Raw genomic sequence first — 26,688 nt, forward strand, 5'->3', positions numbered from 1 at the left:
GTCTACAACATCAAACGCTTCGTGAAACAGTGAATTCGAATGCAGTATGGCGATTCAACACAGCCCTTCGACCTGTTTACCGGACTCCCACGCGGCGACTTGCTCCGCGATCTCCCTGAGATACACCGAGTTCTCCCGTTGCTTCAGTATGTGAAGGACGAACCGTCGACGTTGATTGCTGAGCACGTCGAACGCCTCGCTCCGCGACAAACTCGGCTCTCGAGCCCTCTCGCCTCTGCCGCGTCGGGAGATGTTTCGCAACTTCATGATCCGATCCATTTTCAGATAGTGTCGGTATGTACTCGCAGAGCGGCATTCGAGAGATGTCTCATTAGTTATGCCCTTACGAACGGGGTCGTCAGCGACGTGACGACTAGCCACGGCAGTAATCGGCAGATTGAGACGAGGTAGCCCCGAGAATCCCGGATTAACGACGTTCTAAACTCCGAATATGTCTCTTTTGATCTACAATACAGTCACCCAAACATGTTGATTAGTACATAACTACAAAGTGATAGGTAATGGGTCGAGGTGTACACTCGCTCAGAATCGCGTCGGAGGATGCAAAGGCAGAATTCGACGAGAGAAGGCGTGTACGGGGCATCGGAAGCAAACCAACGCAGACCACAAGACGACAAACGAAAACATGCCAAAGAAAGACCGAGGCAAGCTCGACCTGACGCGCCGCAAGGTGCTCAGTGGACTCACGACTATCGGCGCAGTCAGCGCCGTCGCAGGGATGGGGACGATGGCCGAATTCACGGACGTCGAAGACCTGACGAACGAAGACAACCCGGGGCGCGTCAAGTCCGGCCAGATCGACTTAGTCGCATCTGGCTCTCCGGTTCCTGACGATTTCACGCTCAAAGGGATGGAGCCCGGTGAGACGCGAGCTAAGACGTACACGCTCAAGAACGACCCGCCGAATCAGCTGGACTCCGCCATCGACATCGAGGCGCTCTGTTACAATATCGACATCATGGACGACCTCGAAGACGGAGTTCCAGAACCGGAGACTGACAAAGACAGTGGTAACGGTGGTGAGCTCGACAAGTTCCTCGTGGTCGAAGGCCGTCTGAACCCGGTCGGCGGCGGACCAGAGTACAGATGGTTCAAGGGGAACATTCGCGACATTCAAAACCAGGGCTGGAAGTGCCGGCGCATCGACCCGCACCTCCGCCCAGGCGACAACGAGTACGAGTTCACGCTCAGATTCACGTTCCAGAACCACCCCCAGAACAACCAGGCGATGCTCGACCAGCTGAATCTCAAGATTCAGGTCAAAGGCGAGACCGACGCGTCGAGCTAATCGGGCGGCGACCGCGACTCATATTTTTCCTAATGAAACTCTCTGCAGACGGATCCTGTCCCGGGCGTTACACATACTATAACCAAGTGTCTGACCGGAGACGTCGAAGGTGGTGACGTGATGCGTCCTAAGCGACGGAATCGTGGGCGAACGGACCGGAGACGTGACAGACAGACCTCCGGGTCGAAAAAGACTAGGGTCGCTGTCGCTGTCGCCGTCCTCCTCGTCACACTGCCGTTCGTCGTGATCGGGACCACGGCTATCGCCGGTGGACTCCACAACTTCGTCGTCCTCTCTTCGAGCATGGTTCCGACGTACAACCCCGGTGACGTCGTCGTGGTCGAATCTGTCCGGCCAGAACACATCGAGGAAGGAGACGTCATCACGTTCAACGACACTGGTCAAGCGGGGATGAGAAACGCGGCGGGCAGAACGACGCACCGAGTCGTCGGCGTGAACCACGCGGGGGAATCCACGACGTTCACGACCAAAGGCGACGCGAACGAAGAGCCGGACGTCGTCCCGGTGCAAGGCGACGACGTGGTCGGGCGCGTGGTCTTTGCTGTTCCAGTAGTCGGACAGGTCTTCCTCTTTGCCGAGCGATCGAGTCGAATGTGGGTGGCGATTGTCGTCGTACTCCCGGCGTCGGTGCTCGTCCTCTCAGAGGTCAGAGAACTCGTCGCGGTGACCGGACAAACGGACAGAGCCGCCCGTCTCGAACGTGGCGAACGGAATCGGAACCGATGAGAACGCGATAGAGGTCGGTCAAATCTGTGAGGGAAAACCATGAAAATGAGACGGATATTCATAGTGGGGGTCGTCCTCCTCGGGGCAGTCGCCGTTGGGGGACAGTTCACGGGGGCGACGTTAGAAGATACAGAGGAGATAACCGGCACGGTGAGCGCCGGAAGCGATTTCGGTGTCACCGAGACCGATGCCGAAACTCTCGAAACGTGTGACTCCGCGGACACGGACTCAGAGAGTCAAACGACCGCGACGGCGGAAGAACAGACGGACACAGACTGCACGCCTGCGCCGGATTCGACCGAAACGAAGCTACAGTGGAGCATCGGGATAGATGTCTGAAACGAACCTTCGGCGTCGCGCGTTCCTCGACAAGTGGCAGACGGTCTTGATTATCGGGTTCGTCGTCCTCACGGTGGTCGGCGGGTGGACCACGTATACGACCCACGTTTCGCCACCGGTGCAGACACAAGAGGCAGTCGTCGATTCGTGGACGTCCAGTGGCGATTTTTCTCATACCGCCATCGTGACGAACAGCAGTACGCTCTACGATAACGGAACGGTATTAGAGAACCGGTCGGTGTACTTTCCCCACATCATCGACGACATCGGCCAGACGTTCACGTACCGCTATCGAGACGCGGCCGAGGGGGACGTGGACGTGGAGATGAACGCCTTCATCCGACTCAACCAGACGGGACGCGTCGAGCAGGGGCGCATCGAGTACTGGAGTCAGACGGAGTCACTCGGCGAAAAACGTGTGACGTCGCTCAACCCCGGTGAATCCGCACAGCTCAGATTCCCGTTCGACGTCAACGAGACCGCCCGGCACGCCGCTCGTGTGCAGGACGACCTCGGCACTGCCCCCGGACGGGTCGAGGCGACTATCATCGTCAGAACACACGTCAGCGGGACTGTCGATGGAAAGAGAGTCGACGAGACGATAGACTACAAACTATTCGGGGAGTATCCGGGTGACAAGACGTTCAGGATAACGGGTGAGACGCCTCCGAAACAGTTCGACTTCGTCGGGACCATCGAGACAGAACCGCAACGCGGACTACTCCGTCGAGTCGGAAGTGTCGCGTTACTGGCGTTCGGTGGACTCGGTCTGCTTTCAGTAGCTGTCGGGCGGCTGACGCGCTTCCCACCGCTGACCGCCAGCGAACGAGACCGGCTGGACAGTATCGAGAAGAGAGCCGCCAACGACGAGTGGATTTCCCGCGGGAGGATACCCGAGACGATTCGAGAGAACCCGGTAATCGAAGTCGAAACTCTCGACGGACTCGTCGACGTCGCCGTCGATTCGAATTCGAGAGTCATCGAAGACGACGTGTGCGGTGGGTTCCACGTCGTCGACGGAGACATCATCTACAGCCATGTTCCCGAACAACCTCACGCTGGGGCGGGCGAGGACGTTGACGACGCTGACGACGACGACACCGAAGAAGCCGACAGCGGTCCCTGACCGATAGCTGACGGAGGGGCGGAAACCCTCCGCACCCATCACTGCGACCACGGTACAGCACGTCACACCAAGATAACCGTGTACGTGTACATCATCGCGGCAGTTATCCGAAAATCGCCCGTGTGATGCTCACGTCCGTGTATCTTCTCAAGAGACGAACCCCCGGCGTTTAACCTCCCCCATCGTGACGGCTCAGACATGACCGACGCCGACCGGCACGACCCGCTGTACGCGGTGTCCCCGCTCGACGGGCGATACGCCTCTCGAACCGCACCTCTCGCGCCGCACGTGAGCGAGGCCGCGCTCATGCGCGCCCGCGTGGAAGTCGAAGTGGAGTACCTCCTCGCGCTCGCCGACCTCGACGCGACGCCGCTTTCGTTCGACGAGGACGAGCGCGCCGACCTCCGGGCGCTCTACGAGGAGTTCGACGCCGACGACGCCGACCTCGTGAAGCGGCTCGAAGTCGAGGGCGCGGAAGGCTTCTCGGCGACGAACCACGACGTGAAGGCCGTCGAGTACTTCATCCGCACCGAGACCGACGAGTCGGTCCACCCGTGGATTCACTTCGGACTCACCTCCGAGGACGTGAACAACCTCGCCCAGCGCCTCATGGTGAAGGGCGCGGTCGAGGAAGTCCTCGTGCCCGAACTCCGTGACACCCGCGACGAACTCGTCTCGCTCGCGCGGGAGTTCCGCGACGTTCCCATGCTCGCGCGCACCCACGGTCAGCCCGCGACGCCGACGACGTTCGGCAAGGAGATGGCCGTCTACGCCGCCCGCCTCGGCCGGACGCTCGCCCGCGTCGAGGCCGCGACCGACGACCTCGCCGGCAAGCTCGCGGGCGCGTCGGGCGTCTACGCGGCCCACGTCGCCGCCTACCCCGACGTGGACTGGCGGGCGTTCTCCCGCGAGTTCGTCGGGTCGCTCGGCCTCGACCACACCGCGCTCGCCACGCAGGTCAACCCCTGCGACGACCTCGCGGCGCTGTTCGACGCCGTCCGCGGCGTCAACAACGTCCTCGTCGATCTCGACCGCGACGCGTGGCTGTACGTCTCCGACCGCTACCTCGGACAGGAGGCCGTCGAGGGCGAGACCGGCTCGTCGACGATGCCGCACAAGGTCAACCCCATCGACTTCGAGAACTCCGAGGGCAACCTCTCGAAGGCGAACGCCGACCTGACGTTCCTCGCCGACTACGTGACGACCTCGCGCCTCCAGCGCGACCTCTCGGACTCCACGGTCAAGCGCAACGTCGGCGCGGCGTTCGCCCACTGCCTCATCGGCTACAAGAAGACCCAGACCGGCCTCGGCAAGGTCGTCCCGAACGAGCAGGTCATGCGCGACGAACTCGACGACACGCCCGCCATCATCGGCGAGGCCGTCCAGACGATTCTCCGCCGCGAGGGCGATACGCAGGCCTACGAGCGGGTGAAGGAGCTCACCCGCGGCCGCGAGGTGACCCTCGGCGACTTCCACGACCTGTTTGCGGACCTCGACGTGGACGAGGACACCCGCGAGGAACTGCTCGCGCTCACGCCCGCGACGTACGTCGGCCTCGCGGACGAACTCGTCGACGACATCGACAACTGAGCGGTCGGCCGGGCCGTCGAGCCGTCGGGCCATCCATCTGCCGAATCGACACGCTTTCTTTTCGGAGTCGGTCGAACGCGTCGCTGAGCGGAGCGACCGTCAGGAGAAACCCGAATCCGCCTCAGAGGCCGACGGGCACGGGATATCGGCCTCGGCGCGGTTCGGGCACGGGTTCGGAGAGCGCCGGCACGGGTGGGCTGGACAGGCTGGTCCGCGCGATGCGGTGCGTCATGGGCTGGTGTGACGACGCTGGGCGCTCACCGTGGCTAAATTATTTACTCATCATAGAATAAGTCTTTTGGTGGGGTGGTGCGTTGGTGGGTGTATGAAAGCAATCGCCGTCGAGCGCGGGGAAGACAAGCCGGTCGTCATCGAGAAGCCGCGACCGGAACCCGACGCCGGGGAGGCGCTCGTCCGGACGCTTCGGGTCGGCGTGGACGGGACGGACCACGAGGTCATCGCCGGCGGTCACGGCGGGTTCCCCGAGGGCGAAGACCACCTCGTGCTCGGCCACGAGGCGGTCGGCGTCGTCGTCGACCCGAACGACACCGAACTGGAGGAAGGCGACATCGTCGTGCCGACGGTCCGCCGCCCGCCGGCGTCGGGGACCAACGAGTACTTCGAAAAGAATCAACCCGACATGGCTCCCGACGGGATGTACGCCGAACGCGGTATCGTCGGCGCGCACGGCTTCATGTCCGAGTACTTCACCAGCCCCTCGAACTACCTCGTTCGCATCCCGCGCTCGCAGGCCGACCTCGGCTTCCTCATCGAACCCATCTCCATCACCGAGAAGGCGCGCGAGCACGCCTACGCGAGTCGGTCCGCGTTCGATTGGAACCCCTCGTCGGCGCTCGTCCTCGGCAACGGGAGCCTCGGGCTCCTGACGCTCGCCATGCTGAGAGCCGACGACAAGGGCTACGAGAACCTCTACTGCCTCGGTCGGCGCGACCGCCCCGACCCGACTATCGACATCATCGAGAGACTCGGCGCGACGTACGTCGACTCCCGCGAGACGCCGGTCGGGGAGGTTCCGACCGCACACGAGGGCATGGACTTCATCTACGAGGCGACCGGCTTCCCCAAACACGCCATCCAGTCGGTGCAGGCGCTCGCGCCCAACGGCGTCGCCGCGCTCCTCGGCGTCCCGAGCGACTGGAAGTTCGAGGTCGACGCCGGCGCGTTCCACCGCGAGATGGTGCTCCACAACAAGGCGCTCGTCGGAAGCGTCAACTCCCACGTCAAGCACTTCGAGGCCGCGACCGTGACGTTCACCAAGCTTCCCCGGTGGTTCCTCCGCGATTTGGTCACCGGCGTCCACCCGCTTTCGGAGTTCGAAGCAGCATTCGAAGACGACGACACCACTATAAAAACCGCCATCGAATTCGGTACTGTATGAAGAACGTCGACGACCTCATCGCCAGCGCGGCTGAGCTCGCGGACCGCGGCCTCTCGAAAGGCGAGATTGCCGACGAGTTGAACGTCTCCCGCGAGACGGCCAGCTGGCTTGTCGAACGAAGCGGCGCGGCGACCGAACCCGAGCCCCGTGCGGAGCCCGACGGCCCCGACGACATCCACGTCGACTGGAACGCCATCGGGAGCGGCGGCAAGCGCCTCACCTACGTCGGGCGCGCGCTCGCCGATCTGCTCATGGAGACGAACGGCGAGGCCGACGTGACCGTCGGCATCGAGAAGGCGGGCGTCCCCCTCGCCACCTCCGTCTCGCGCGAACTCGAAACGACGCTCGGCGCGTACTCGCCCGCGAAACACCAGTGGGACGAAGGCGACCTCGAAGACCTCGGCGGCGGCTTCTCCCGGAACTTCTCGCCCGTCGAGGGCCGCGACTGCTTCATCGTCGACGACACGGTGACGAGCGGCACGACCCTCCGCGAGACCATCGACGCCATCCGCTCCGAGGGCGGCGAGCCGCTCGCGTGCGTGGTCATCGTCGACAAGCAGGGCGTCGAAGAGATAGACGGCGTCCCCGTCCACTCGCTCATCAACGTCGTCCGCGTCGGCGAGCAGTAAGCCGCCGTCTCGGTCGGCGCGGGTCGTCGGTTCCCGACCCGACCGCGACGCAACTCCTTTGTCCGCCCGGCCGCTAGCTGGGTGCATGACGTTCCAACCGGAGAGTTTGGACCCCGAAGAAGTGCAGACCCGCGTCGACGAGGCCGTCGCGGACAACCGCGTCGTCCTGTTCATGAAGGGCAACCGCCTGATGCCGCAGTGCGGCTACTCCGCGAAGGCGGTCGACCTCATCTCCCAGTACGTCGACGAGTTCGAGACCGTGGACGTACTGCCCGCGCTCCCGCACTACCGCGAGGCGCTCAAGGAGAAAAGCGACTGGGAGACCATCCCGCAGACGTTCGTCGACGGCGAGTTCGTCGGCGGCAGTGACATCCTCGAAGAGCTCGACGAGCGCGGCGAACTCGAAGCGACGCTGACCGGCGCGAACTGACCGCCGGGAGCGCCCCCGACAGACCGCCCGACCGCGGCCGGACGGCGACTTTGTATCTTTCGGCTAACGAGAAGGGGAGGCCATATAAGCCTCGAACTCGTACATGCACACAGGTATCGCCATCCGGGTGCGCCCGCACCGTGGCTCTCGTCGATACCGAAGCCAACAATGTCAGGCCGCGTATATCGACTCCATTCGACGTTGGAACTGCCACTCGAAGACGTGATGGACTACTTCGAAAACGACCCAGAACTGCCGCCTGAGGTCGAGAACGTAGACATCACCCGCCGAAACAACACCCTCATCATCAAAGCCGTCTCCGCCGACGACAACCTCAGCAAGTACACGCCGACGGCCCAGTTGAAAGCGAGCGTGACGGAAAACCGCGTCTACGAAGAAGAGCCCCCCCGAGCGGGAGCGCCCAACTGGGGAGATGAAGAAGAAGAGGAGATTCCCTCCGAGCTCGTCGAGTTCGCCTGCTTCAAAGGCGACCTCGAAACCGTGCTCCAGAACACGGCGCTCCAGTACCCGATGTTCCTCGTCCTCCGGGAGATCGCGATGCTCTCGGAGAAGGGAACGCTGACCGCAATCACCGAGGAGAGCGACGAACTGCAGGCGACGCGCATCGTCGAGGGCGAGGTGCGTGCCGCCTCCGTCGAAGTCGTCGAGAACCCACAGCAGAACGGTTCCTCGGACAGCGGAATCAACTGGCGCGACAACAAGTTCATCTCCTAACCGCGTCGTATCTCCCCATCTCGTCACCGCCGAATTACGTGAGCCAGCGGCCCAAATCGTGTTCGGCGGTATCACGACGCACGCGACTTCTCGGGCAAAAAGCATTTACACTGCCTAATTAGATGTAATTACACACCATGTCGGAAGCCGAAGCCTTCCCGGATTACCTCGACGTCGACTACACCGACGGCGAGGGAGAGACGCCGGAGGACTACCCGAGTATCGAGGACAAAATCGAGAAGGCCATCGAGGTCACGAAGCAGGGCCTCGAACAGTACGAGAACCCCGCCGTGATGTGGACCGGCGGCAAGGACTCGACGCTCACGCTCTACTTCATCAAGGAGGTCGCGGAGCGCTACGACCTCGACGTCCCGCCGGCGGTCTTCATCGACCACTACCAGCACTTCGACGAGATCATGGACTTCGTCGAGCACTGGGCCGACGAGTGGGACCTCGACGTCATCTGGGCGCGCAACGAGGACGTCGGCGCGTACGTCGACGAGAACGGCCTCGAACCCGGCGACGACATCCCGGTTTCCGAACTCTCCGAGCACAACCAGCACCACATCCGCAACATCCTCGAGTACGAGGAGGACACGTTCCCCTTCCTGCTCGACACCTACGTCGGCAACCACCTGCTGAAGACCGTCGCGCTCAACGACACCCTCGAGGAGTACGACATCGACGGCGTCATCTCCGGCGTCCGCTGGGACGAACAGGAGGCCCGCGCCGACGAGACGTTCTTCAGCCCCCGTCACGACCCCGACATCTACCCCCCGCACGACCGCATTCAACCCATCCTCCAGTTCGAGGAGAGCGCCGTCTGGGACGCCTTCTGGTACTTCGCGGTCCCGGACACCGTCGAGAACTACCCCGAAGACGGCTACGTCCCGACGAGCGACACCGACCTCCCCGAGGGCGTCACGCAGGAGGACGTGCCCGTCTCGCCGAAGTACTTCGCCGGCTTCCGGAGCCTCGGAAGCGAGGTTTCGACCGACAAGTCCGCCGAGGAACCGGCGTGGCTACAGGACATGGAGAACACGACCGAGCGCGCGGGCCGCGCCCAGGACAAAGAGGACCTGATGGAGCGCCTGCGCGACCTCGGCTACATGTGACGACGGTCGATATCTAACGCGAACGTCGCCACGCGGTCACTTTTTCGCGGCCCCGCTTCGAGAGCGACTGCGACCGTCCCACAGCGGAAACAGCGATATGCTCTGCGAGCGACACCTGTCGTATGAGCCTCTCGTTTCCCGACTACCTCCACGTCGACTACGACGACGGCCGCGAGGAGACCGCCGCGGACTACCCGACGCTGGCGGACAAACTCGAGAAGGCGGCCGCGGTGACCGCGACCGCGCTCGAACAGTACGAGCGCCCGGCCGTCATGTGGACCGGCGGGAAGGACTCCACGCTCGTCCTCTACGTCGTCCGCGAGGTCGCCGACGACACCGGCGTCGCCGTGCCGCCGGTCGTCTTCATCGACCACTTCGAGCACTTCGACGAGACCGAGGCGTTCGTCCGCGAGTGGGCCGACCGCTGGGGCCTCGACCTCGTCGTCGCCCGCAACGGGGACATCGCACGTCTCGGCGCGTCACCCGGCGACGAGATTCCCGTCTCGAACCTCGGCGACGACACCCGACGCGAACTCGCCCGCCTCGGCTACGAGGGCGAGACTGTCGTCCTCGACGCCGACAGCTTCGAGGGCAACCACTTGCTGAAGACCGTCGCGCTCAACGACACCCTCGAAGACCGCGGTTTCGACGGCGTCTTCTCGGGCGTCCGCTGGGACGAACAGGAGTCTCGCGCCGACGAGACGTTCTTCAGCCCCCGCCACGATTCCGAGAAATACCCGCCGCACGACCGCGTCCACTCCATCCTCCAGTTCGAAGAAGCCGACGTGTGGGCGGCGTTCTGGGAGTGCATCGTCCCCGACTCGGTCGAGGGCTACCCCGCCGGTCACGTCCCCGCGTCCATCGACGACCTTCCCGACGGTGTCGAACCCGCCGACCTCCCCGTCTCGCCGAAGTACTTCGAGGGCTACCGCTCGCTCGGCACCGAATCCGGCTCGGCGAAGTCCGACGACCGCCCCGCGTGGGTGCAGGACCTCGGCGCGAGCGCGGAACGCGAGGGGCGCGCGCAGGACAAAGAGGACCTGATGGGTCGGCTCCGCGATTTGGGGTATATGTAGTCTCACGCGAGTCACGCAGACGCGGGGCCGCCGCGCGAACACCGTAGCGCCTAACTCCTCCAACACGTTATCGCCTCCATGACAGCCGAGTGGGTCAGCCTCTTCTCCGGCGGAAAGGACTCCTCGTGGGCGCTCTACCGCGCGCTCGAAGAGGGGTTGAACGTCACCCGCCTCCTGACCGTCCACCCCAGCGACGACTCGTACATGTACCACGTGCCGGCGACGGACCTCGCCGCGCTCGCCGCCGAGAGCACCGGCATCGAGCTCGTGGAGGTCCACCCCGGCGACCTCGAAGCGACCGACGCCGCCGACTCCGGCGCGCAGGGCGACGCCGAGCTCGAACCCCTCGAAGCGGCGCTGTCGGACCTCCAGTCCGACATCGACCTCGCGGGCGTCACCGCCGGGGCCATCGAAAGCGAGTTCCAGACCGACCGGATTCAGGCGATGTGCGACCGCCTCGGAATCGACCTGTTCGCCCCGCTGTGGCAGGAAGACCCCCGCGAACTCGGCGACGCCATGCTCGCGGCGGGCTTCGAAATCACCATCATTCAGGTCGCGGCCCACGGCCTCGACGAGTCGTGGCTCGGCCGGACGCTCGACGCCGACGCGCTCGACGAACTGGAGGCGCTCAACGAGCGGTACGGCGTCCACATCCTCGGCGAGGGCGGCGAGTTCGAGACGCTCGTCACCGACGGCCCGCACATGGACCGACCCATCGAACTGGAGTACGAGACGGAGTGGGAGGGGACCCACGGCAGGCTCCGCATCACCGACGCGTACCTCGGCTAAGAAATACGAAACCGCGCGACCGCGTTACTGCCCGTTCGTCAACCGCGAGTGCGCCCCGATGAGGGCGTTCGAGAGGTCGAGGCTATCGATGTGGGTCTCCTCGTCGACGATGGAGCTTTTGAGCTCCGCGTTTCGGATGACCGCCCCGGGGAACACCACGGACTCTTCGAGGACGGAGTCTTCGACCACCGCGTCGGCCATGACGTGGACGTTGGTTCCGACCTCCGTGTTCGTGAGCGTCGCCGACTCGTGGATGTAGTTCTCGCCGCCGAGGTACCACGCCACGGCGTCGAGGTAGCTCTGGGGCGTCCCGATGTCGAACCACGCCTCGTCGAACGTGTAGGCGAACAGGTCGCCGTTCTGCTGGAGCCACTGCATGAACCAGCCGGGCTCGTCGGGGTTGTTGTCGCCGGAGAGATACTCGTCGAACTTGGGGAGGTCGCCCGCCGGGATGGCGTAGCAGGCGATGGAGACGAGCGTGCTCTTGGGGTCTTCGGGCTTCTCCTGGAAGTTGATGACGCGGTCGCCGTCAAGTTCGACGAGGCCGTAGGCCTTCGCGAGCTCTTTGTCGCCCACGTCGTAGGCGGCGAGACACGGCGCGTTCTTCTCGTAGAAGAAGTCCACGAAGTCGGCCACGTCGAAGCTGATGAGGTTGTCGCCCGCGATGACGACGAGGTCCTCGTCGACCTCCTCGCGGTCGATGAGTTGGGCGAGCGCGCCGACGACGCCGAACTTCTCGTCTTCTTCGCTCGTGTCTTCGACCGACAGCGTCGGTTTTTCGAACGGCGACTCGTCGATGTACTCCTCGAACGCGTCGGCGAAGCGCTCGTTCGTGCTCACGAACACCTCGGAGACCCGGTCGTCGGCCTCCAGGTCTTCGAAGATGGTGTCGATGACCGTCTGGTCACCGACCGGCAAGAACATCTTGGGTCGGTGTTTGGTAATCGGCCACAGACGCGTCGCGTACCCACCGGCAAGGACGACAGCCTTCATATCCTCAAATCCCGCCACGTGGACAAGGCCTTTTTGCATCCTCTCTATATTGCTGACATTTCTGGGCGGGCGGCGGCGCAAGGGATTTTCCCTTCGGCTCCCAACCCAGCGATATGACAGCCCGGGAGTCCGACACGACGGCCCGCCAGCGCATCGCCGACGCCCTCCGCGACGACCCCGCGACGGCCTCCGAACTCTCGGCGAGCGTCGGCGTCTCGGTGTCGTCGGTGTACGGCCACCTCCAACACGTCGCCCGAACGGTCCACGGGGAAGAAGGCGAGCAGTTCCTCGTCGCGCCGCCGGAGTGCAAACACTGCGGGTTCAACGCCTTCGACGACCCCGTGAACTACCCCTCGCGGTGTCCGGAGTGCCGAAGCGAGGGCATCGAAGAGGCCGTGTTCAAAATCGAATAACGAGACCGGTCAAAACGACGCGATGGTTCGGTTGTGGTAGTCGAGAAACGCGGAACCGAGGTCGTGGTCCTCGCGGACAGAGAGCGAATCGCCGTCTAACTCGCGCTCGTAGGCGTGGGAGATGGTGTGCGTCTCGGGGTCGACCGCAATCATGCCGTAGTCGAAGTCCGCGTGGTGGTCGGGACAGAGGACGAGGAGGTTCGCCTCGACGTCCGGACCGTCGTGAGGTCGACCGAGCGGTCTGAGATGATGCGCTTCGGCGTACCCGTCGTGAACCCCCCGACGACGGCGCTCTCCACAGACTTGGCACGTGTGGGAGTACCGCGCTTTCAACTCGGTCGCGAGCGCCGTGTTCCGAATGATTCGGCTCCGCGTCGTCTCGGTGCGTTCCGCGGGCGCGAGGTCTGTCGCGGCTTCCTCCTCATCGACTCGCTCCCGCGTTTCGTGACGGCGGCGGAGCACGAATCGATAGACGTCCCTGTCGTCGCCTTCGAACGGGCCGCACGCGTAATCGACGACTTCGACTTGACCTTGGTACACCCAGTCGGCTTCACCCGATTTTCGGTGGAAGAAGAATATCGGTAACGGGTGGTGTTTCGCCCGCGCGAGAAACTTGTTTCCGCCGGTGAGCGTCTGGTCACCGGTCCGTCCCTCTCCGATGTACGTGAACTCGCCGCCGGTCACGTCGTCGCCGTACGGCCCGGTGTCGCTCGAAAAGAGACGGAGATATCGTTGGTCGTCGTCGTCGTAACAGATTTCGATGCCCCGTCCCGTCATTCCGCGGTCGAACCGCGAGTTGAGCTCTGACCCGCTCAACCGTTCACCGGGTTCGAGCGAGAGCGTTGCGAGTTCCACACCAGTTCGGACGACCGACCGACGAAAAAACGTTCTCCTGCGCGGGGATGCCGCCCCGATGGGACCGACTAGTTCGCGTCTTACAGTTCGTCCAAGAGCGTCTGGGCCGCCGCGGCCGACGAGCCGGGGCCGCGCGCGGTGATGAGGTCGCCGTCGACGGTGACGCTGGTGTCGCTGTCGAGTTCGGCGTCCCAGACGCCGCCGGCGGCCTTCACCTCGTCTTCGACCCAGTAGGGAAGCTTCCGGCCGTCCGGCATCAGGTCGTCGTCGTCGACGATGCCCTCTTCCCACTCGTTGGGGAAGCCGGTGACCTCGCGGCCCTCGACGAGGAACGAGCCGTCGGCCTCGCGGGTGAACCCGAGGATGCCGACCGCGTGGCAGACGACGAGCGCCTTCGAGTCGTCGCCGGCGACCGCCTGCAGGAGCGCCTGCCGGGCGTGTCGGTCCTGATTGACGTCCCACGCGGTCCCGTGGCCGCCGGGGAACACCACGGCGTCGTACTCGTCGGCGTCGACCCGTGCAATCGGCACCGGATTCTGCAGTCGCTCGTCGTTCTCGTGGACCTCGACGACGCGCTCGGCGAGTTCCTCGCCGACCTCCTCGGGGTCGACAGAGCGCTCGTCGACGACCGGCGCGCCGCCGGTCGGCGTCGCAACGGTCACGTCGACGCCGGCGTCGGTCAAGCTCGTAAGCGGCTCGATGCACTCTTCGCCCCAGTAACCGTCTTCGCTGACGATGAAAAGCGCCGATGTCATCGCTCCCGGGTACGGACCGGTCACAAAAAGGCCCCGCGGAGGCGGAAATCCGCGAGAGAAGGCGACGCGGCTGTGACGCCGCGGCCGCGTCGGTGTCGTGTCGGGTCAGTCGTCGCCGTGCTCGTCGACGATGACGACTTCACCGTCTTCGACGGTCACGTTGATGAGCGTCTTGACGTGGTGTTCGGAGTCGTCGAGCTCGTTCGGACCGGCCTTCTTGATGATGGCGACGGTGTCGACGACGTCCGCGCCGATGTGGTCGAGGGCGTCGAGAACGGCCTTCATCGTGCCGCCGGTCGAGAGCACGTCGTCGAGGACGAGCACGCGGTCGCCCTCGTTGACGTCGTTGATGAACATGTCGCCCTCGGAGTAGCCCGTCTGCTGGTGGAGCGACACCTCGCCGTCGAGGCCGTACTCGCGCTTGCGGATGACGACGAGCGGGATGTCCGTCATCAGCGAGACGGCCGTCGAGATGTGGATGCCCATCGCCGCGGGCGTGACGATTTTGTCGACGTTTTCGAGGTTCGCCTTGCGGATTATCTTGATGACGATCTCGCGGAGGAGCCCCGGCTTCAGCATCGGAACGCCGTCGCTGATGGGATGAACGAAGTACTCGTAGTCTCCTTTTTCGATGATCGGCGCGTCGAGAAGGGACTGCCGCAACTGGTCCATGGCGCTCGTTTCCCCGGTTAGGCATAAAATGTGGCGGTTCGAAGGCTCTCGGACACGCTGACCCACGCCGTGCGGTATCGCCTCTCGTGGAGGGGACGGCGACGAGCGCGACCGCTCTCGGTCCGACCCTGATTCTCGGTCCGGAGCGCGGCGCTCCGGAGCGGCGGTTACATCCCGCCGAGAAGCTGTGACGCGGTCTTCACGAGCGGCTCGACGTTCTCGTCGGGTTCGACGAAAAGCAACATGCCGCGGCCGCCGCAGTAGACCTGCAACACGCCGTAACCGTCGCGTTCCTCGAAGCGGTACTCGACGCTGTTTTGCACCGGGCTCAGCCCGGAGAACAGCCCGCGTTCCATGAACTCGCGCCGAGTCTCCTCGGCGAGCGAACTCAGGTGCGCCACGAGTTCGTCTCGGCTCCGAAAGTCCTCTCGGACGGTCTCGCCGACGTGGAACAGGTCGAACGCCGTCGCACCGTAGACGGCGACCAGCGAGACTGCCCCCTTCGCAGTCCCCCAGAGCGCGTCCATCGCGACTTCGCTGTCTGGTCCCGGTCCGTTGACGGATGCCATCCGTGACGGGTCGATTATCATTCGTTTCCCCCCCTGCCCTGACGCTGCGCGTCTCCCTGCCCGGAGCGCGCGCCTGGACGTATCATGAATCTCAGATTGTCAGTTGTCGCTATAAATGTAGAGGTGTAGTTTCTCTCGCTGAAAAACCGGTTCTCAGTCCGGGTGAGACGCCGTTTAGCACCCGATACGCTGAGAGACACGACAGCGAAGCGAGGCTCGACAGGCCGCAACGGACGCGACAGCCACGGACGCGGACGGTCGGTCGTCAGTCGGTTCCGGTCTCGGCTCGCTCGCTCGATAACGTGGGGGTCGAGCGGACCTCGGTCCGGAACCCCTCGGTGGAAAGCGAGACGACCGTCTCGTCGAAGTCGCAGTCGTAGCGGCGGCGGTGCGTGCCGTCGTCGCGGACCTCGGTCGCCGAACTGACGAGCCCGCACTCGCACAGCCGGTCGAGCCGCCGGTACACGGTCGGAAGCGAGAGGTCGAGCGTCTCACCGAGCTCCTTGGCAGTGCGGGACTCACGGCGGAGCGCCACGAGCAGTGCCCTGGACTCGGTGTCTCCCAGTATATCGAGGAGTTCGTCGCTCGACGCACGTCCGTCCATCTCTGATGAAAGCCTCCGAATGAGCGTATAAAGTAGTTGCGCCCCTGCGGCAGTGACCGCCTTCAGCGCGGGCAAGCGGGGTACCAGAGGGCCGAATCGGGGGACTCCAGTAACACTATGACAATTGGACACCTCGCGTGCGGACGAAGACGGCTGACAGCGGGACCGCCTCCCTCACAGACGACGCGGTGGAGTCGCGACGTTCGTCGGTGAGACGACCGCCGCGACGCGTGAGCACAGCGCCGACCAAGTCGCGCGCGGACGAATCACCCGCCGGCGCGACAAATATTCTCGAACGGCTGAATGTACTCTAAGACGTAGTATGGTCGTCTGAGGATATAAATTTCGCCCTCCCATGGAAATCATGAAGCTCAGAAAAACGCCGAAGAAATCGACCGACCGTCACATTTCGGTGCCGAATAGCCAACGGGTTTGACAACACCTAAGTCGGCGCTTCCCGCAATTTCCCCCGTGCAACCCACACCGGAAGTCGTCCTCGCGGTCGTCTTCTTGCCGTTTCTCGCCGCGGCGTTCACCCCGGTAGTCTACCGGATCTTGGGTGAGCGCACGGCGTACTTCGCGGCCGCCGTCGCGCTGGTCACGCTCGGCCTCGTGACGGACCAGTATCTCGCGGGGGCGCACGGAACCGTGTCGTTCGATTGGATTCCCTCGCTCGGAGTCTCGCTGGCGTTTCACGTAGACGGGTTGGCGCTTCTCATCGCCTTCCTCGCCAGCGGGGTCGGCGTGCTCATCCTCACGTACTCTGGAGGATACATGCACGGCGAACCGGGCCAGGCGAAATACTACGCGACCCTGTTGGCGTTCATGGGCTCGATGCTCGGCGTCGCCCTCGCGGGCGACCTCGTCGCCCTGTTCGTCTTCTGGGAGCTGACGAGCCTCTCGTCGTTCATCCTCATCGGCCACTACACCGGCGAGGAAGCGTCCCAGTACGCCGCCCGGAAGTCGATGCTCATCACCGTCTCCGGCGGCCTGTTCATGCTGGTCGGCTTCCTGCTTCTCGTCTGGGCGTCCGGCCAGACGACGGCCATCGAGGGGACGACCTACAGCATCCCGCTTTTGGTCGAACACGCGGACGCGATTCGCGAGGTCCTGACGGCCTCCGGCCTGCTCGTCCCCGTGCTCGTCCTCGTCGGTCTCGGCGCGGCGACGAAGTCCGCGCAGGTCCCGTTCCACGTGTGGCTTCCCAACGCGATGGAGGCTCCGACGCCGGTCTCGGCGTTCCTCCACTCCGCGACGATGGTCAAAGCCGGCGTCTACCTCGTCGGCCGGTTCCGCCCGCTTTTCCTCCCCGAGGACGCGGCGGTCCTCGGCGAGTGGACGCTCGTCTTCGCCGTGCTCGGCCTGCTGACGATGACCGTCGCGGCCATGCTCGCGGTGAGCGCGACCGACATCAAGGAACTGCTCGCGTACTCGACGGCCTCGCACCTCGGCCTCATCATCGCCGCCTTCGGCTTCGCCAACAGCTACGGCGCGGAGGCCGGCGCGTTCCACATCCTGAACCACGCGAGCTTCAAGGCCGCGCTGTTCATGGTCGCGGGCATCATCGCCCACGAGGCCGGGACGCGGAAGATAGACCGTCTCGGCGGGCTCAGAAAACACCTGCCCGTGACGGCCGTCATCGCGGCCGTCGCGTCGCTGTCGATGGCCGGCTTCCCGCCGTTCAACGGCTTCTACTCGAAGGAACTGCTGTTCGAGTCGACGTACTACGCCGCCGAGCACATGGGCGGCGTCGCGTGGGTCTTCCCGGTCGTCGCGGTGTTCGGGAGCGTCTTCACGTTCCTCTACTCCATCAAGTTCGCCTCGCTGTTCTTCGGCGACGAACCCGACGGACTGGGCCACGTCCACCGCCCGCCGGTGGCCATGCTCGTTCCGCCGGCGATTCTCGGCGCGCTCGTCCTCGCCATCTCCGCCCAGCCGAACCTCTTCATCGAGGGGCTCATCGGCGACGTGTACGGGAGCGTCGTCCCCGGCGAGGCGCACTCGTTTTCGGTCCACTTCCCGACCGAACTGACCCCGTACGTGATTATGAGTATCGTCACCATCGTCGTCGGCGCGGCCGCCTTCCCGTTCTACGACCGCATCCACGACGCCATCAACGCGGTCCTGCGCGGCCCCGTCCGCGCGAACTGGTGGTACGATAACTTCGTCGAGGGGCTGACGACGACGAGCGTCGCCGTCACGCCGAAGATTCAGACCGGCCTCCTGCGCACCTACACGACGTGGGGCCTCTTCGGCTTCGTCGCGCTCGCGCTCGGCGGCTACGCGGCCGCCGGCGTCTCTCTCCCCGGCTTCGACGGACTCAGCGTGTCGATACCCATCGTGCTCGTGCTCCTCGTCGCGCTCGTCGCCGCGTTCGCGGTCGACATCGCGCCGTCGCACGTGGCCGGCGTCCTGACGCTGTCTATCGTCGGCTTCATGGTCGCCATCTTCTACATCCTCGCGGACGCGCCCGACCTCGCGCTGACCCAGTTGGTCGTCGAGACGCTGGTGTTGGTCATCTTCCTGCTCGTCTTGGACCGCCTGCCGGCGTTCTACGGCGACGCGCCGGACCGACTCGTCTCCGTCCGCGACGGCCTGCTATCGCTCGCCGTCGGCGGCACGGTGTTCCTCACCGTGTTGCTGTCGACGAACGCCTCGCCCGACCCGCTCCTCCGGGAGTTCATCGTGGCGCGGGCGGGCGTTCCGGCGGAACACGGGCCCTTTTTCGCGGACTACGGCGGCGGGTCGAACGTCGTCAACGTCATCCTCGTCGACTTCCGTGGAATCGACACCATGGGCGAGATTTCGGTCGTCGTGATGGCGTCGATCGCCATCCTGACGCTGATTCGCATGCGAACGCGGGGTGAGACCCAATGAACGGCTCGTCCGGCCGGACGACCGTCATCTCGCGGACCGTCGCGCGCATCGTCGTCCCCATCATCCTGGTGACGGCCATCGCGCTGTTGTTCCGCGGGCACAACCTCCCCGGCGGCGGCTTCATCGGGGCCGTCCTCGCGGCCGCCGCCTTCGCGCTCGTCTACATCATCTTCGGGCTGGAGTTCATCCAGCGCGAGATTCTCGCCATCAAACCCGACGGCTCGGAGCGACACCGGCTCGTCGAGACCTACCGCTGGATGGCCTCGCTCGGCCTCGCAATCGCCGTGGCGTCCAGCCTCGCCCCGCTCGCGTTCGGCGCGCCGTTCCTGACCCAGGGCGTGCTCTTCTTGGAGCACCTGCCCCTCTACGGCGAACTCGAGGTCGCAAGCGCGTTCGCCTTCGACCTCGGCGTCTTCTTCGCCGTCGTCGGCGGCCTGCTCACCATCGTCGCGGAGGTCGGTAACGAATGATTCAGTTCTTCCTCGCCGCCACGCTCGGCGTCCTGTTCAGCATCGGCACGTACCTCGTGCTCCGGCGCGACGTGGTTCGCGTCGTCTGGGGTATCAGCATCATCAGCCAATCGGCCAACGTCTACCTCGTCACCATGGGTGGGTTCGACGGGCTCGCGCCCATCCTCTCGGGCCACGGCGCGAGCGGTCCCGCACCCTCGGACCCCATCGTGCAGGCGCTCGTCCTCACCGCCATCGTCATCGGCTTCGGGACGACCGCGCTCGCGCTCGTCTTGACCTACCGGGTGTACGAGGAACACGGAACGATCGACATGTACGAACTCGGAGGGAGCAGATGAGCACGCTCGTCATCGCACCGCTCCTCGTGGCGCTCGTGACGGCGATCTTGACGCTTCTCACGCGCCCGAGCGACATACTCCAACGGACGGTCAGCCTGCTCGGCGGCGTCGCCTACCTCGTCGCCGTCGCCGCCCTGTTCGACGCCGTGATCCTGCCGCTCGGCGGCGAGTCGACCACGCTCGTCTATCAGGTGTCCAACTGGGCCGCGCCGTTCGGCATCACGCTCGTCGCCGACGCCCTGTCGGTGTTCATGCTGGCGCTCACCGGCTTCGTGTCGCTCCTGACGCTCGGCTACTCCGTCGCGTCGGTCGGCTCGTTCGGCCAGCGCCTCAGCTATCACACGCTGTTCCACTTCATGGTGGTCGGCGTCACCGGCTCGTTCCTCACCGGCGACATCTTCAACCTGTTCGTCTGGTTCGAGGTGATGCTCATGTCGAGCTACATCCTCGTGCTGTTTTACTCCGGCCGCGAGCACACCCGCGCGGCGCTCAACTACGTCGTGCTCAACCTCATCGGGAGCGCGGTGATGCTCGTCGCCATCGGCGGTCTCTACAGCACGACCGGGACGCTCAACATGGCCGACATCGCCCGGCGACTGGCCGAACCGGCCGCCTACGACATCGCACTCCTGCCGACGCTCGGCCTGTCGGCGGTGCTGTTCTCGGTGTTCGCGCTGAAGGCCGGCCTCGCGCCCTTCCAGTTCTGGGTGCCCGCGGCCTACCGCGCCGCGCCGTCGCCGGTGACCGCGATGCTCGCCGGCGTCGTGAAGAAGGTCGGGGTCTACGCCATCGTTCGGCTCTACTTCACCGTCTTCGCCGCGGCGTCCATCGACATCGGCTTCCTCGGCATCACCGGGGACTCGTTCCTCGGCTTCTTCGGCCCGGTCATGTTCGCCATGGCCGCGGTCAGCATCGTCCTCGGCGGCATCGGTGCCGTCGGCCGCGACGACGTGGACGGCATCCTCGCGTACTCTTCTATCAGTCAGGTGGGCTTTATCGTCCTCCCGCTGGCGGTGGCCGCGACCGCGCCGTCCGAGGCGGTTCGGGCGCTCGGCGTGACCGCCGCGCTGGTCTACGCGTTCAACCACGGCATCGCCAAGAGCCTGCTTTTCCTCGCGAGCGGCACGCTCAAAGACGCCGTCGGTAGCGACCGGCTCTCCGACCTCGGCGGCCTCGCCGACAGAGCGCCGGTGCTCGCGGCGGGCTTCCTGCTCGGCGCGCTGACGCTCATCGGCGTCCCGCCGCTTTCGGGCTTCTTCGGGAAGTACCTCGTCTTCCAGGCGGCCGCGGAGGCGTTCGCCGCGGGCGCGGCCGGCGCGGGACTCGCGCTCGCTGTCGCGCTCGCCGGCGCTATCTTGACTATCGCCTACTACACCCGCGCGTGGAACGCGGTGTTCTGGGGTCGCCCGAGCGACCTCGTCGACGCCGCGCTCCCCGAGCGCTGGGCCGTCGGCACGGGCGACGTGGCGATGACCGACGGCGGTGACGACGGCCTCAAACGGCTCGAACTCACCGCGCAGGTGACCGTCGTCGTCGCGCTCGCCGTCGCCGCCATCGGCTTCGGTATCGGCTTCGAGGCGCTGTTCGGTGCCGCGGACGCCGCGGCCCACGCCGCCGTCGACACGAACGGCTACGTCGACGCCGTGATGCACGGTCCGGGCGTCGGCCTCGAATCCGGCGGGGGTGGCCACTGATGAGCCGCCGCTGGCCGGTCTCGGGGCTCGTCATGGCCGTCCTCTGGCTGTTCGTCCGGGGCGTCGAACTGACTCCCCAGCGCCTGCTGGAGGAGTTCGTCATCGGCCTCGGCGTCGGGATGGGCATCGCCTTCTTCTTCCGGCGGTTCTACGGCGACGAAGCGCCCATCGCGCGGAGCCTCCGCGTCGCGCCCTACGCGGCGCTGTACCTCGCGACGTTCCTCTGGGAACTCCTCACGGCCAACGTCGACGTGGCGGTGCGGACGCTGTCGCCGTCGATGCCAATCGACCCCGCCGTGGTCGAGGTGCCGCTCCGCGTGCGGACGCCGCTCGCCATCACGACTATCGCGAACAGTATCACCCTCACTCCGGGGACGCTGACCATGGACTACAACGACGAAACCAACTCGCTGTACGTGCACAGCATCGACGGGAGCGACCCCGACGGCATCCTCGAACCCATCCGCCGCTGGGAGGACTACGCGCTCGTCATCTTCGACGAGGAACTGAAACCGGGCGACCCCGCGCCGCAAGTCGAGGGGGCCCCCGCGGACGGCGGCGACGCGCCCGCCGCCGCGCCGGGAGGTGAGCAACATGGCTGAGCCCGCGTACCTCGCGTGGATGGACACCATCCTCTTCGCCGGCCTCGCGCTCGCCGCGGGGCTGACGCTCCTCGTGAGCTACCGCGTCATCCGCGGGCCGACGGTGCCCGACCGCGTCGTCGCGCTCGACACCATCGGGACGAACGTCGTCGCCATCGCGGCGCTGTACGCCATCTGGAGCCAACAGGGCTACTTCGTCGGCGTGAGCCTCGTGCTCGCCATCATCGGCTTCATCAGCACGATTACCGTGGCTCGGTACGTCACGGAGGGGGACATCATCGAATGACCGCCGCAGAGACCGCGGCCGCCGCGACGGCCGGTCCCGTTCGCGCGGCGCTCGTCATCCTCCTGACGCTCTTGGGGAGTTTCTTCCTCGTCGTCGGGACCATCGGCCTGCTCCGGTTCCCCAACGTCTACAACCGGATGCACGCCACCTCGAAGGCGACCACGCTGGGGGCGGCCTCTATCGCGCTCGCCGCGACGGTGTACTACCTGCCCCACGGCGACGGACTGATGGCGCTCGTCACGGTGTTGTTCCTGTTCCTCACCGCGCCGACGGGCGCGCACATGATTTCGCAGGCCGCCCAGCGCATGGGCGTCCCGTTCCTCGACGGGGTCACGTGGCCGAAACAGGTCGCGTCGGGCGACGCCGACACCGCGGACGGCACCGACGCCGACGCCGCGAACGGCGACGACTGACGACCCACCGAGGGGCTATTTTTCGAACTCGCCGGCCAGTTCGACAGCGACGCGAGCGCCGAGTCCGTCTTTCGACCCGACGTACTCGCTGGTCTCGTCGGCGCGGACGACGAGCGCGCGGGTCTCGTCCGCGCCCATCACGGAGGCGTCGTTGGCGACGACAAAGGCGAGGCCGACGCGGTCCATGATGCGGCGGGCCTCGCCGACCATCGCCTCGTCGTCGCCGGTCGTCTCGGCCTTGAAGCCGACGATGGTGAGGTCCGGGTGCGACTCGCGGACCGCGTCGATGAGCTTCGGCGCGGGTTCGAGGTCGAGCGTGCGCGCCTCGCCGGAGCGAATCTTCTCGTCGGCCGCCTCGACGGTGAAATCGGAGATTGCGGCCGCGGAGACGAGCGCGTCGGCGCCGGCGTCGACCGCGGCCTCGACGGCCGAAAGCATCTCGGCGGCCGACTCGACGGCGAGCACGTCGGCGTAGTGCACGTCGTCGCCGTCGTGGACGAGCGTCACGTCCGCGCCGCGGACGGCGAGCGCGCGGGCGACGGCGCGGCCCGTGCGACCGGAGGCACGGTTCGAGAGGGTGCGGATGGGGTCGATTGACTCGGTCGTCGCGCCGGCGGTGACGACGACCGACTTCCCGGCGAGGGTCTGTTCGGTCGTCGCTTTCGCCACGCCGGTGACGATGGCCTCCTCGGTGGCGAGTTTCGCCTTCCCCTCCTCGATTCGCGGGTCGACGAACTCGACGCCCCACGACCGCACCCGCTCGATGGCGTCGAGGACGCCGGGATGGTCGTACATGGGTTCGTGCATCGCGGGCGCGACGACGACCGGGACGCCCGCGCCGAGGGCGGTGGTCGCGGTGGTCGTCACCGGGGAGTCGTCGATGGCGGCGGCTATCTTGCCGACCGTGTTGGCGGTCGCGGGCGCGACGAGGAACACGTCTGCCCAGCCGTCGCGGCCGCAGAGTTCGACGTGTTCGACGCGGCCGGTAATCTCGGTCACCACGTCGTCGTCGGTGGCGAACTCGACCGCCCACGGGTGGATGATTCCCGTCGCGGCGTCGGTCATCACCGCGCGGACCGACGCGCCCCGGCGGCGGAGTTCGTGCGCCAACTCGACGACTTTCACGGCCGCGATACTTCCCGTCACCCCGAGCGCGACGTTCACTCCTTCGAGCATTCACTCGCCTCTGCGCCCGCTACCCGCTAAAAGGATTCGCGTCCGCGGGCGAGCGCAGGACCACGAGGTGGCCCGCCCGCGGTGTGGTCGGGTCGGTTACTCGTCGAGTCGCCCGAGTTCGTCGTCGACGAGGCTCGGGTGGGTGCGCTGGGGTTCGTCGTGCGGCTCGGCGAAGAACTCGCGCATGACCTCGCGGGACTCGTTCTCGCGGCGGTCGCGCTCGTCGGCGTCTATCTCCTCGCAGGCCGGTGGCACCTCGCGGCCGCGGTCGGTGAAGTAGCCGGTCGGCGCGACCCAGTCGTTGTAGAACGCCGTCCCCGAGTCGTGGACGAGCGTGATGGCCGTCTCCGCGGCGTCGCCGGCGGCGACGACCGCCTGATGGTAAATCTCGGTCAGTCGCCCCGCGGCGTAGATGCCGGGGACGGCGGTCCGCCCGAGGTCGTCCACGCCGACATACGTCTTCGACCCGGCGGCGCGGAGGTCGACGCCCGTGTCTTCGAGGTACGACGCGTCGGACCACGACGCCGCGACGACCCGCGACGCCTCGATACGCTCCTCGCCGTCGTCGGTCTCGACGGTCGCGCGGAACAGCGGCTCGTCGTCGTCGCCGACCACGTCGAGGTCGGTCACGCGGCCCGCCAGTCGGTCCGCGCCGCTCCGGTCGGCCTGTTCGGAGAGGAGGTCGGTAAAGAGCCGACTGTTGACCCCCGCCGGGAAGCCGGGGACGTTTTCGAGGTGGGCGTTCCGGCGAACGATTGGTTCGTCCTCGTTGACGACGAAGGTGTCGAGGTCGGCGCGCGCGAGGAACGTCGCGGCGGTGAGGCCGGCGACGCCGCCGCCGACGACGAGCGCGTCTCGTGGAGTCGTCTCGGTCATGTCGTGCGATAGCTCAGCGGCGAGTAAAACCGTACGGATGTCGCCGAACTCTGCCGAGTCCCGCGTGTCTCGCGCTCGGCGACCCGGGTGCGCTACCGGCCCAGCGACGCGCTCGGGTCGTTGAGCCAGCGGTTCTCGATTGCCTCGACGCTGACGAGCCCCGCTGGGCCGCGCTCTCGCCCGCCTTCGCCGTTCGGCGACATCCGGAGCCGGAGCCGCCAGCGGCCGTTGGAGAGCGCCTCGCCGTCGAGAAAGCGCACGGTTCGCTCCGGCGTCCGGCGGAGGAGGGCCACGGAAATCGGAAGCGTCGGAATCCGGCCGGTGCGCTCCGCGAGCGCGTAGTCGCCGAAGGTGAGTTCCCACGTCCGAGAGCTGTCGTCGCCGTCGGTCCGGGCGTCCTTTCGGGCGTCAGTCCGAACGTCGGGCCCGGCGTCGACATCGCGCGTGCCGGCCGCCTCGGCGTCGGGAATCGGACGCACCGAAAAGCCCTCGACGAAGCCGACGGCTTCGAGCTGTCGGAGCGTCGCGTCCACGGGGTTCGGCGTCGCGGTCGGTGAAAACAGGTCCGCGGCCGCCTCGACGACCGCCCGCCGCTCGGCCGCCGAGAGGCGGACGTCCAGTTCGCTCATCAGGCTCCACACCAGCGTCAGACAGAAGTCGTCGCGGTCGCCGACGACCTCGGCCAGCGTGAGGTACGTCTCCATCGCGGCGGTCTCGGCCTCTCTGTAGCCGAGTTCCGACAGCGACTCGAACAGCGCGCCCGCGGTGTCGTGGCAGAACGCGCTGTAGCGGGCGTAGTCGTCCGACGCCTCGGTGGCCGCCCGCGGCGGCCCCTCGGCCACCTCGTAGACGAGCGGGTCGTCGTACGGGATGTTCGGGTCGTATCGCCGGAGCGCCGCCCGGTAGTCCCGCGTCAGTTCCGCGGCCTCCCCGGCGGCGCGCCGGTCCGGAAACCGTTGGCCCGTCGCGGCCGGGGGCTCAGCGCCCGTGCGGCCGCACACAACTGCGTAGTCGCCGTCGGAACGCGCCAGAGACCGAATCTCGGCTCTGATGTCCCGAAGCGTCCCCCCCACCATCTCGGCTGTATGTCGGCCCACCGACCGATTATAGGTTGCGATTGCGACGCCGGGTCGGCACCGCGGGCGGGCCCGACGCGGCCCACAAGGCTTTGGTCCCGCCGACCCCATTCGACGCTCGTGGACGAGATAGCCGTCAGCACCGTCGTCTACCTGCCGCCCGAGGAGATATACGAGTTCCTCGTCGATTTCCCGCGGTACGCCGACTACTCGAAGCACCTGCGGGACGTGCGACAGTCGGGCGACGGGTCGCCGGGGACGCGGTACGCCCTGTACTTCTCGTGGTGGAAGCTCACCTACACCGCCGAGTCGAAGGTGACCGACGTCACCCCGCCGGCGCGAATCGACTGGACCATCACCAAGGACGTACACGCCGTCGGCCGCTGGCGAGTCGAGGAACTCGACGACCTGCCGGCCGAGGCCCCCGCCGACGCCGACACCGCCTGCCGCGTCTTCTTCGAGGTCGAGTACGACCCGGACAGCGTCTCCGCCGGCGATATCGACCTCCCGCGGTTCGTCTCGCTGGGGTGGGTCATCGACAAGCTCCGGCCGGTGCTCCAGAAGGAGGCGGAGCGCATCGTCGAGCGCATCGTCGCCGACATCGAGGGACGGCCGCGGCGCGTGGAACTGACGATTCACGCCAAACCGGGGGCGTGACCGCCGATGAACGGGGTATTCGTGAAGGGAAATGCACATACGCGCCCGCGGACCAACACAGGGGTATGACAGGGGCTG

31 protein-coding genes are annotated in these 26,688 nt (G+C 65.9%); 21 read left to right on the plus strand and 10 right to left on the minus strand.

The features are described 5' to 3' along the window. Window positions 1-54: 54 nt before the first annotated feature. Window positions 55-279 (minus strand): DUF7344 domain-containing protein, encoded by a 225-nt coding sequence (locus IEV64_RS11490; protein ID WP_188423929.1) that lies wholly within the window; start codon window positions 277-279, stop codon window positions 55-57. 367 nt (window positions 280-646) lie between these two features. Here IEV64_RS11490 and IEV64_RS11495 point away from each other — a divergent pair, with 367 nt between their 5' ends. The 12 genes from IEV64_RS11495 (at window position 647) to IEV64_RS11550 (ending at window position 11,284) form a co-directional block, all read left to right on the plus strand. Next, on the plus strand, window positions 647-1,309 hold the full coding sequence (locus tag IEV64_RS11495) for a hypothetical protein (protein WP_007273412.1): 663 nt from the start codon (window positions 647-649) through the stop codon (window positions 1,307-1,309). Between the two features lie 120 nt (window positions 1,310-1,429). Further along, entirely contained in the window at window positions 1,430-2,056 is a 627-nt protein-coding gene (locus IEV64_RS11500; protein WP_083874830.1) for a signal peptidase I, read from the plus strand. A gap of 39 nt (window positions 2,057-2,095) precedes the next feature. Continuing rightward, entirely contained in the window at window positions 2,096-2,395 is a 300-nt protein-coding gene (locus IEV64_RS11505) for a hypothetical protein (protein ID WP_007273410.1), read from the plus strand. Further along, on the plus strand, window positions 2,388-3,521 hold the full coding sequence (locus IEV64_RS11510; protein WP_188423930.1) for a DUF5305 family protein: 1,134 nt from the start codon (window positions 2,388-2,390) through the stop codon (window positions 3,519-3,521). The genes IEV64_RS11505 and IEV64_RS11510 overlap by 8 nt, the downstream gene beginning before the upstream one ends. 198 nt (window positions 3,522-3,719) lie before the next feature. Further along, window positions 3,720-5,111 (plus strand): adenylosuccinate lyase, encoded by a 1,392-nt coding sequence (gene purB / locus IEV64_RS11515; protein WP_007273408.1) that lies wholly within the window; start codon window positions 3,720-3,722, stop codon window positions 5,109-5,111. Between the two features lie 325 nt (window positions 5,112-5,436). After that, window positions 5,437-6,510 carry a glucose 1-dehydrogenase gene (locus IEV64_RS11520; protein WP_007273407.1) on the plus strand — a complete coding sequence of 358 codons (1,074 nt, stop codon included), beginning with the start codon at window positions 5,437-5,439 and terminating at the stop codon, window positions 6,508-6,510. Next, on the plus strand, window positions 6,507-7,139 hold the full coding sequence (gene gfcR / locus IEV64_RS11525) for a transcriptional regulator GfcR (RefSeq protein WP_004970934.1): 633 nt from the start codon (window positions 6,507-6,509) through the stop codon (window positions 7,137-7,139). The genes IEV64_RS11520 and gfcR overlap by 4 nt, the downstream gene beginning before the upstream one ends. An 85-nt stretch (window positions 7,140-7,224) precedes the next feature. Then, a complete protein-coding gene (locus IEV64_RS11530; protein WP_007273406.1) occupies window positions 7,225-7,569 on the plus strand; it encodes a glutaredoxin family protein in 345 nt (114 codons plus the stop codon). Between the two features lie 168 nt (window positions 7,570-7,737). Continuing rightward, window positions 7,738-8,304 (plus strand): DUF7110 family protein, encoded by a 567-nt coding sequence (locus IEV64_RS11535; RefSeq protein WP_004043858.1) that lies wholly within the window; start codon window positions 7,738-7,740, stop codon window positions 8,302-8,304. 137 nt (window positions 8,305-8,441) lie between these two features. Next, window positions 8,442-9,419, plus strand: a complete 978-nt coding sequence (locus tag IEV64_RS11540; RefSeq protein WP_004970937.1) for a phosphoadenosine phosphosulfate reductase family protein — start codon at window positions 8,442-8,444, stop codon at window positions 9,417-9,419. 122 nt (window positions 9,420-9,541) lie between these two features. Further along, complete coding sequence (locus IEV64_RS11545) at window positions 9,542-10,495, plus strand: phosphoadenosine phosphosulfate reductase family protein (RefSeq protein ID WP_188423931.1); 954 nt, start codon at window positions 9,542-9,544, stop codon at window positions 10,493-10,495. A gap of 78 nt (window positions 10,496-10,573) precedes the next feature. Then, the gene (locus tag IEV64_RS11550; RefSeq protein WP_004970939.1) at window positions 10,574-11,284 is read left to right on the plus strand and encodes a diphthine--ammonia ligase; all 711 of its coding nucleotides are present in this window, start codon (window positions 10,574-10,576) and stop codon (window positions 11,282-11,284) included. Between the two features lie 24 nt (window positions 11,285-11,308). Here IEV64_RS11550 and IEV64_RS11555 read toward each other — a convergent pair whose 3' ends face one another. Further along, on the minus strand, window positions 11,309-12,277 hold the full coding sequence (locus IEV64_RS11555; protein ID WP_007273404.1) for a nucleotidyltransferase family protein: 969 nt from the start codon (window positions 12,275-12,277) through the stop codon (window positions 11,309-11,311). Window positions 12,278-12,390: 113 nt separating this feature from the next. Between IEV64_RS11555 and IEV64_RS11560 the strand changes: the two genes are divergently transcribed. Beyond that, a complete protein-coding gene (locus IEV64_RS11560; protein ID WP_007273403.1) occupies window positions 12,391-12,690 on the plus strand; it encodes a transcriptional regulator in 300 nt (99 codons plus the stop codon). A 9-nt stretch (window positions 12,691-12,699) separates the two neighbouring features. Here the strand turns inward: IEV64_RS11560 and IEV64_RS11565 are convergent, their stop codons facing one another. The 5 genes from IEV64_RS11565 to IEV64_RS11585 form a co-directional block, all read right to left on the minus strand. Beyond that, on the minus strand, window positions 12,700-13,545 hold the full coding sequence (locus IEV64_RS11565) for an HNH endonuclease (protein ID WP_007273402.1): 846 nt from the start codon (window positions 13,543-13,545) through the stop codon (window positions 12,700-12,702). An 80-nt stretch (window positions 13,546-13,625) separates the two neighbouring features. Then, entirely contained in the window at window positions 13,626-14,300 is a 675-nt protein-coding gene (locus IEV64_RS11570) for a type 1 glutamine amidotransferase domain-containing protein (RefSeq protein ID WP_188423932.1), read from the minus strand. Window positions 14,301-14,405: 105 nt separating this feature from the next. After that, window positions 14,406-14,972, minus strand: a complete 567-nt coding sequence (gene hpt / locus IEV64_RS11575) for a hypoxanthine/guanine phosphoribosyltransferase (protein WP_004970945.1) — start codon at window positions 14,970-14,972, stop codon at window positions 14,406-14,408. Window positions 14,973-15,139: 167 nt separating this feature from the next. Beyond that, the gene (locus IEV64_RS11580; RefSeq protein WP_188423933.1) at window positions 15,140-15,541 is read right to left on the minus strand and encodes a hypothetical protein; all 402 of its coding nucleotides are present in this window, start codon (window positions 15,539-15,541) and stop codon (window positions 15,140-15,142) included. A 265-nt stretch (window positions 15,542-15,806) separates the two neighbouring features. After that, a complete protein-coding gene (locus IEV64_RS11585; protein ID WP_007273399.1) occupies window positions 15,807-16,145 on the minus strand; it encodes a winged helix-turn-helix domain-containing protein in 339 nt (112 codons plus the stop codon). A 471-nt stretch (window positions 16,146-16,616) separates the two neighbouring features. Here IEV64_RS11585 and mbhE point away from each other — a divergent pair, with 471 nt between their 5' ends. Genes mbhE through mnhG form a run of 7 tightly spaced genes read left to right on the plus strand, consistent with a single transcriptional unit; the run spans window position 16,617 to window position 22,825 of the window. After that, window positions 16,617-19,022 (plus strand): hydrogen gas-evolving membrane-bound hydrogenase subunit E, encoded by a 2,406-nt coding sequence (mbhE, locus tag IEV64_RS11590; RefSeq protein ID WP_188423934.1) that lies wholly within the window; start codon window positions 16,617-16,619, stop codon window positions 19,020-19,022. After that, entirely contained in the window at window positions 19,019-19,492 is a 474-nt protein-coding gene (locus IEV64_RS11595) for an MnhB domain-containing protein (RefSeq protein ID WP_007273397.1), read from the plus strand. Before mbhE ends, IEV64_RS11595 begins: the two co-directional genes overlap by 4 nt. Next, complete coding sequence (locus IEV64_RS11600; RefSeq protein ID WP_004970950.1) at window positions 19,489-19,830, plus strand: sodium:proton antiporter; 342 nt, start codon at window positions 19,489-19,491, stop codon at window positions 19,828-19,830. Before IEV64_RS11595 ends, IEV64_RS11600 begins: the two co-directional genes overlap by 4 nt. Continuing rightward, window positions 19,827-21,524: a complex I subunit 5 family protein gene (locus IEV64_RS11605; RefSeq protein WP_188423935.1), complete on the plus strand. Its 1,698-nt coding sequence runs from the start codon at window positions 19,827-19,829 to the stop codon at window positions 21,522-21,524. The genes IEV64_RS11600 and IEV64_RS11605 overlap by 4 nt, the downstream gene beginning before the upstream one ends. Then, on the plus strand, window positions 21,524-22,126 hold the full coding sequence (locus IEV64_RS11610) for a Na+/H+ antiporter subunit E (protein WP_188423936.1): 603 nt from the start codon (window positions 21,524-21,526) through the stop codon (window positions 22,124-22,126). Before IEV64_RS11605 ends, IEV64_RS11610 begins: the two co-directional genes overlap by 1 nt. Then, window positions 22,119-22,412: an MrpF/PhaF family protein gene (locus tag IEV64_RS11615; protein ID WP_188423937.1), complete on the plus strand. Its 294-nt coding sequence runs from the start codon at window positions 22,119-22,121 to the stop codon at window positions 22,410-22,412. The genes IEV64_RS11610 and IEV64_RS11615 overlap by 8 nt, the downstream gene beginning before the upstream one ends. After that, window positions 22,409-22,825, plus strand: a complete 417-nt coding sequence (mnhG, locus tag IEV64_RS11620; RefSeq protein WP_188423938.1) for a monovalent cation/H(+) antiporter subunit G — start codon at window positions 22,409-22,411, stop codon at window positions 22,823-22,825. Before IEV64_RS11615 ends, mnhG begins: the two co-directional genes overlap by 4 nt. 15 nt (window positions 22,826-22,840) lie before the next feature. On the opposite strand, the gene coaBC is transcribed toward mnhG, so the two are convergent. The 3 genes from coaBC to IEV64_RS11635 form a co-directional block, all read right to left on the minus strand. Beyond that, on the minus strand, window positions 22,841-24,001 hold the full coding sequence (gene coaBC, locus IEV64_RS11625) for a bifunctional phosphopantothenoylcysteine decarboxylase/phosphopantothenate--cysteine ligase CoaBC (RefSeq protein WP_188423939.1): 1,161 nt from the start codon (window positions 23,999-24,001) through the stop codon (window positions 22,841-22,843). Window positions 24,002-24,097: 96 nt separating this feature from the next. Beyond that, window positions 24,098-24,877 carry an FAD-dependent oxidoreductase gene (locus tag IEV64_RS11630; protein ID WP_188423940.1) on the minus strand — a complete coding sequence of 260 codons (780 nt, stop codon included), beginning with the start codon at window positions 24,875-24,877 and terminating at the stop codon, window positions 24,098-24,100. Between the two features lie 92 nt (window positions 24,878-24,969). Beyond that, on the minus strand, window positions 24,970-25,953 hold the full coding sequence (locus tag IEV64_RS11635) for a DUF7551 domain-containing protein (protein WP_007273390.1): 984 nt from the start codon (window positions 25,951-25,953) through the stop codon (window positions 24,970-24,972). Between the two features lie 120 nt (window positions 25,954-26,073). On the opposite strand from IEV64_RS11635, the gene IEV64_RS11640 reads away from it, so the two are divergent. Further along, on the plus strand, window positions 26,074-26,610 hold the full coding sequence (locus IEV64_RS11640; RefSeq protein ID WP_007273389.1) for a type II toxin-antitoxin system RatA family toxin: 537 nt from the start codon (window positions 26,074-26,076) through the stop codon (window positions 26,608-26,610). Window positions 26,611-26,688: the final 78 nt, after the last annotated feature.

The organism is Haloferax sulfurifontis (genome assembly GCF_014635105.1).
GTDB classification, from domain to species: Archaea; Halobacteriota; Halobacteria; order Halobacteriales; family Haloferacaceae; genus Haloferax; species Haloferax denitrificans.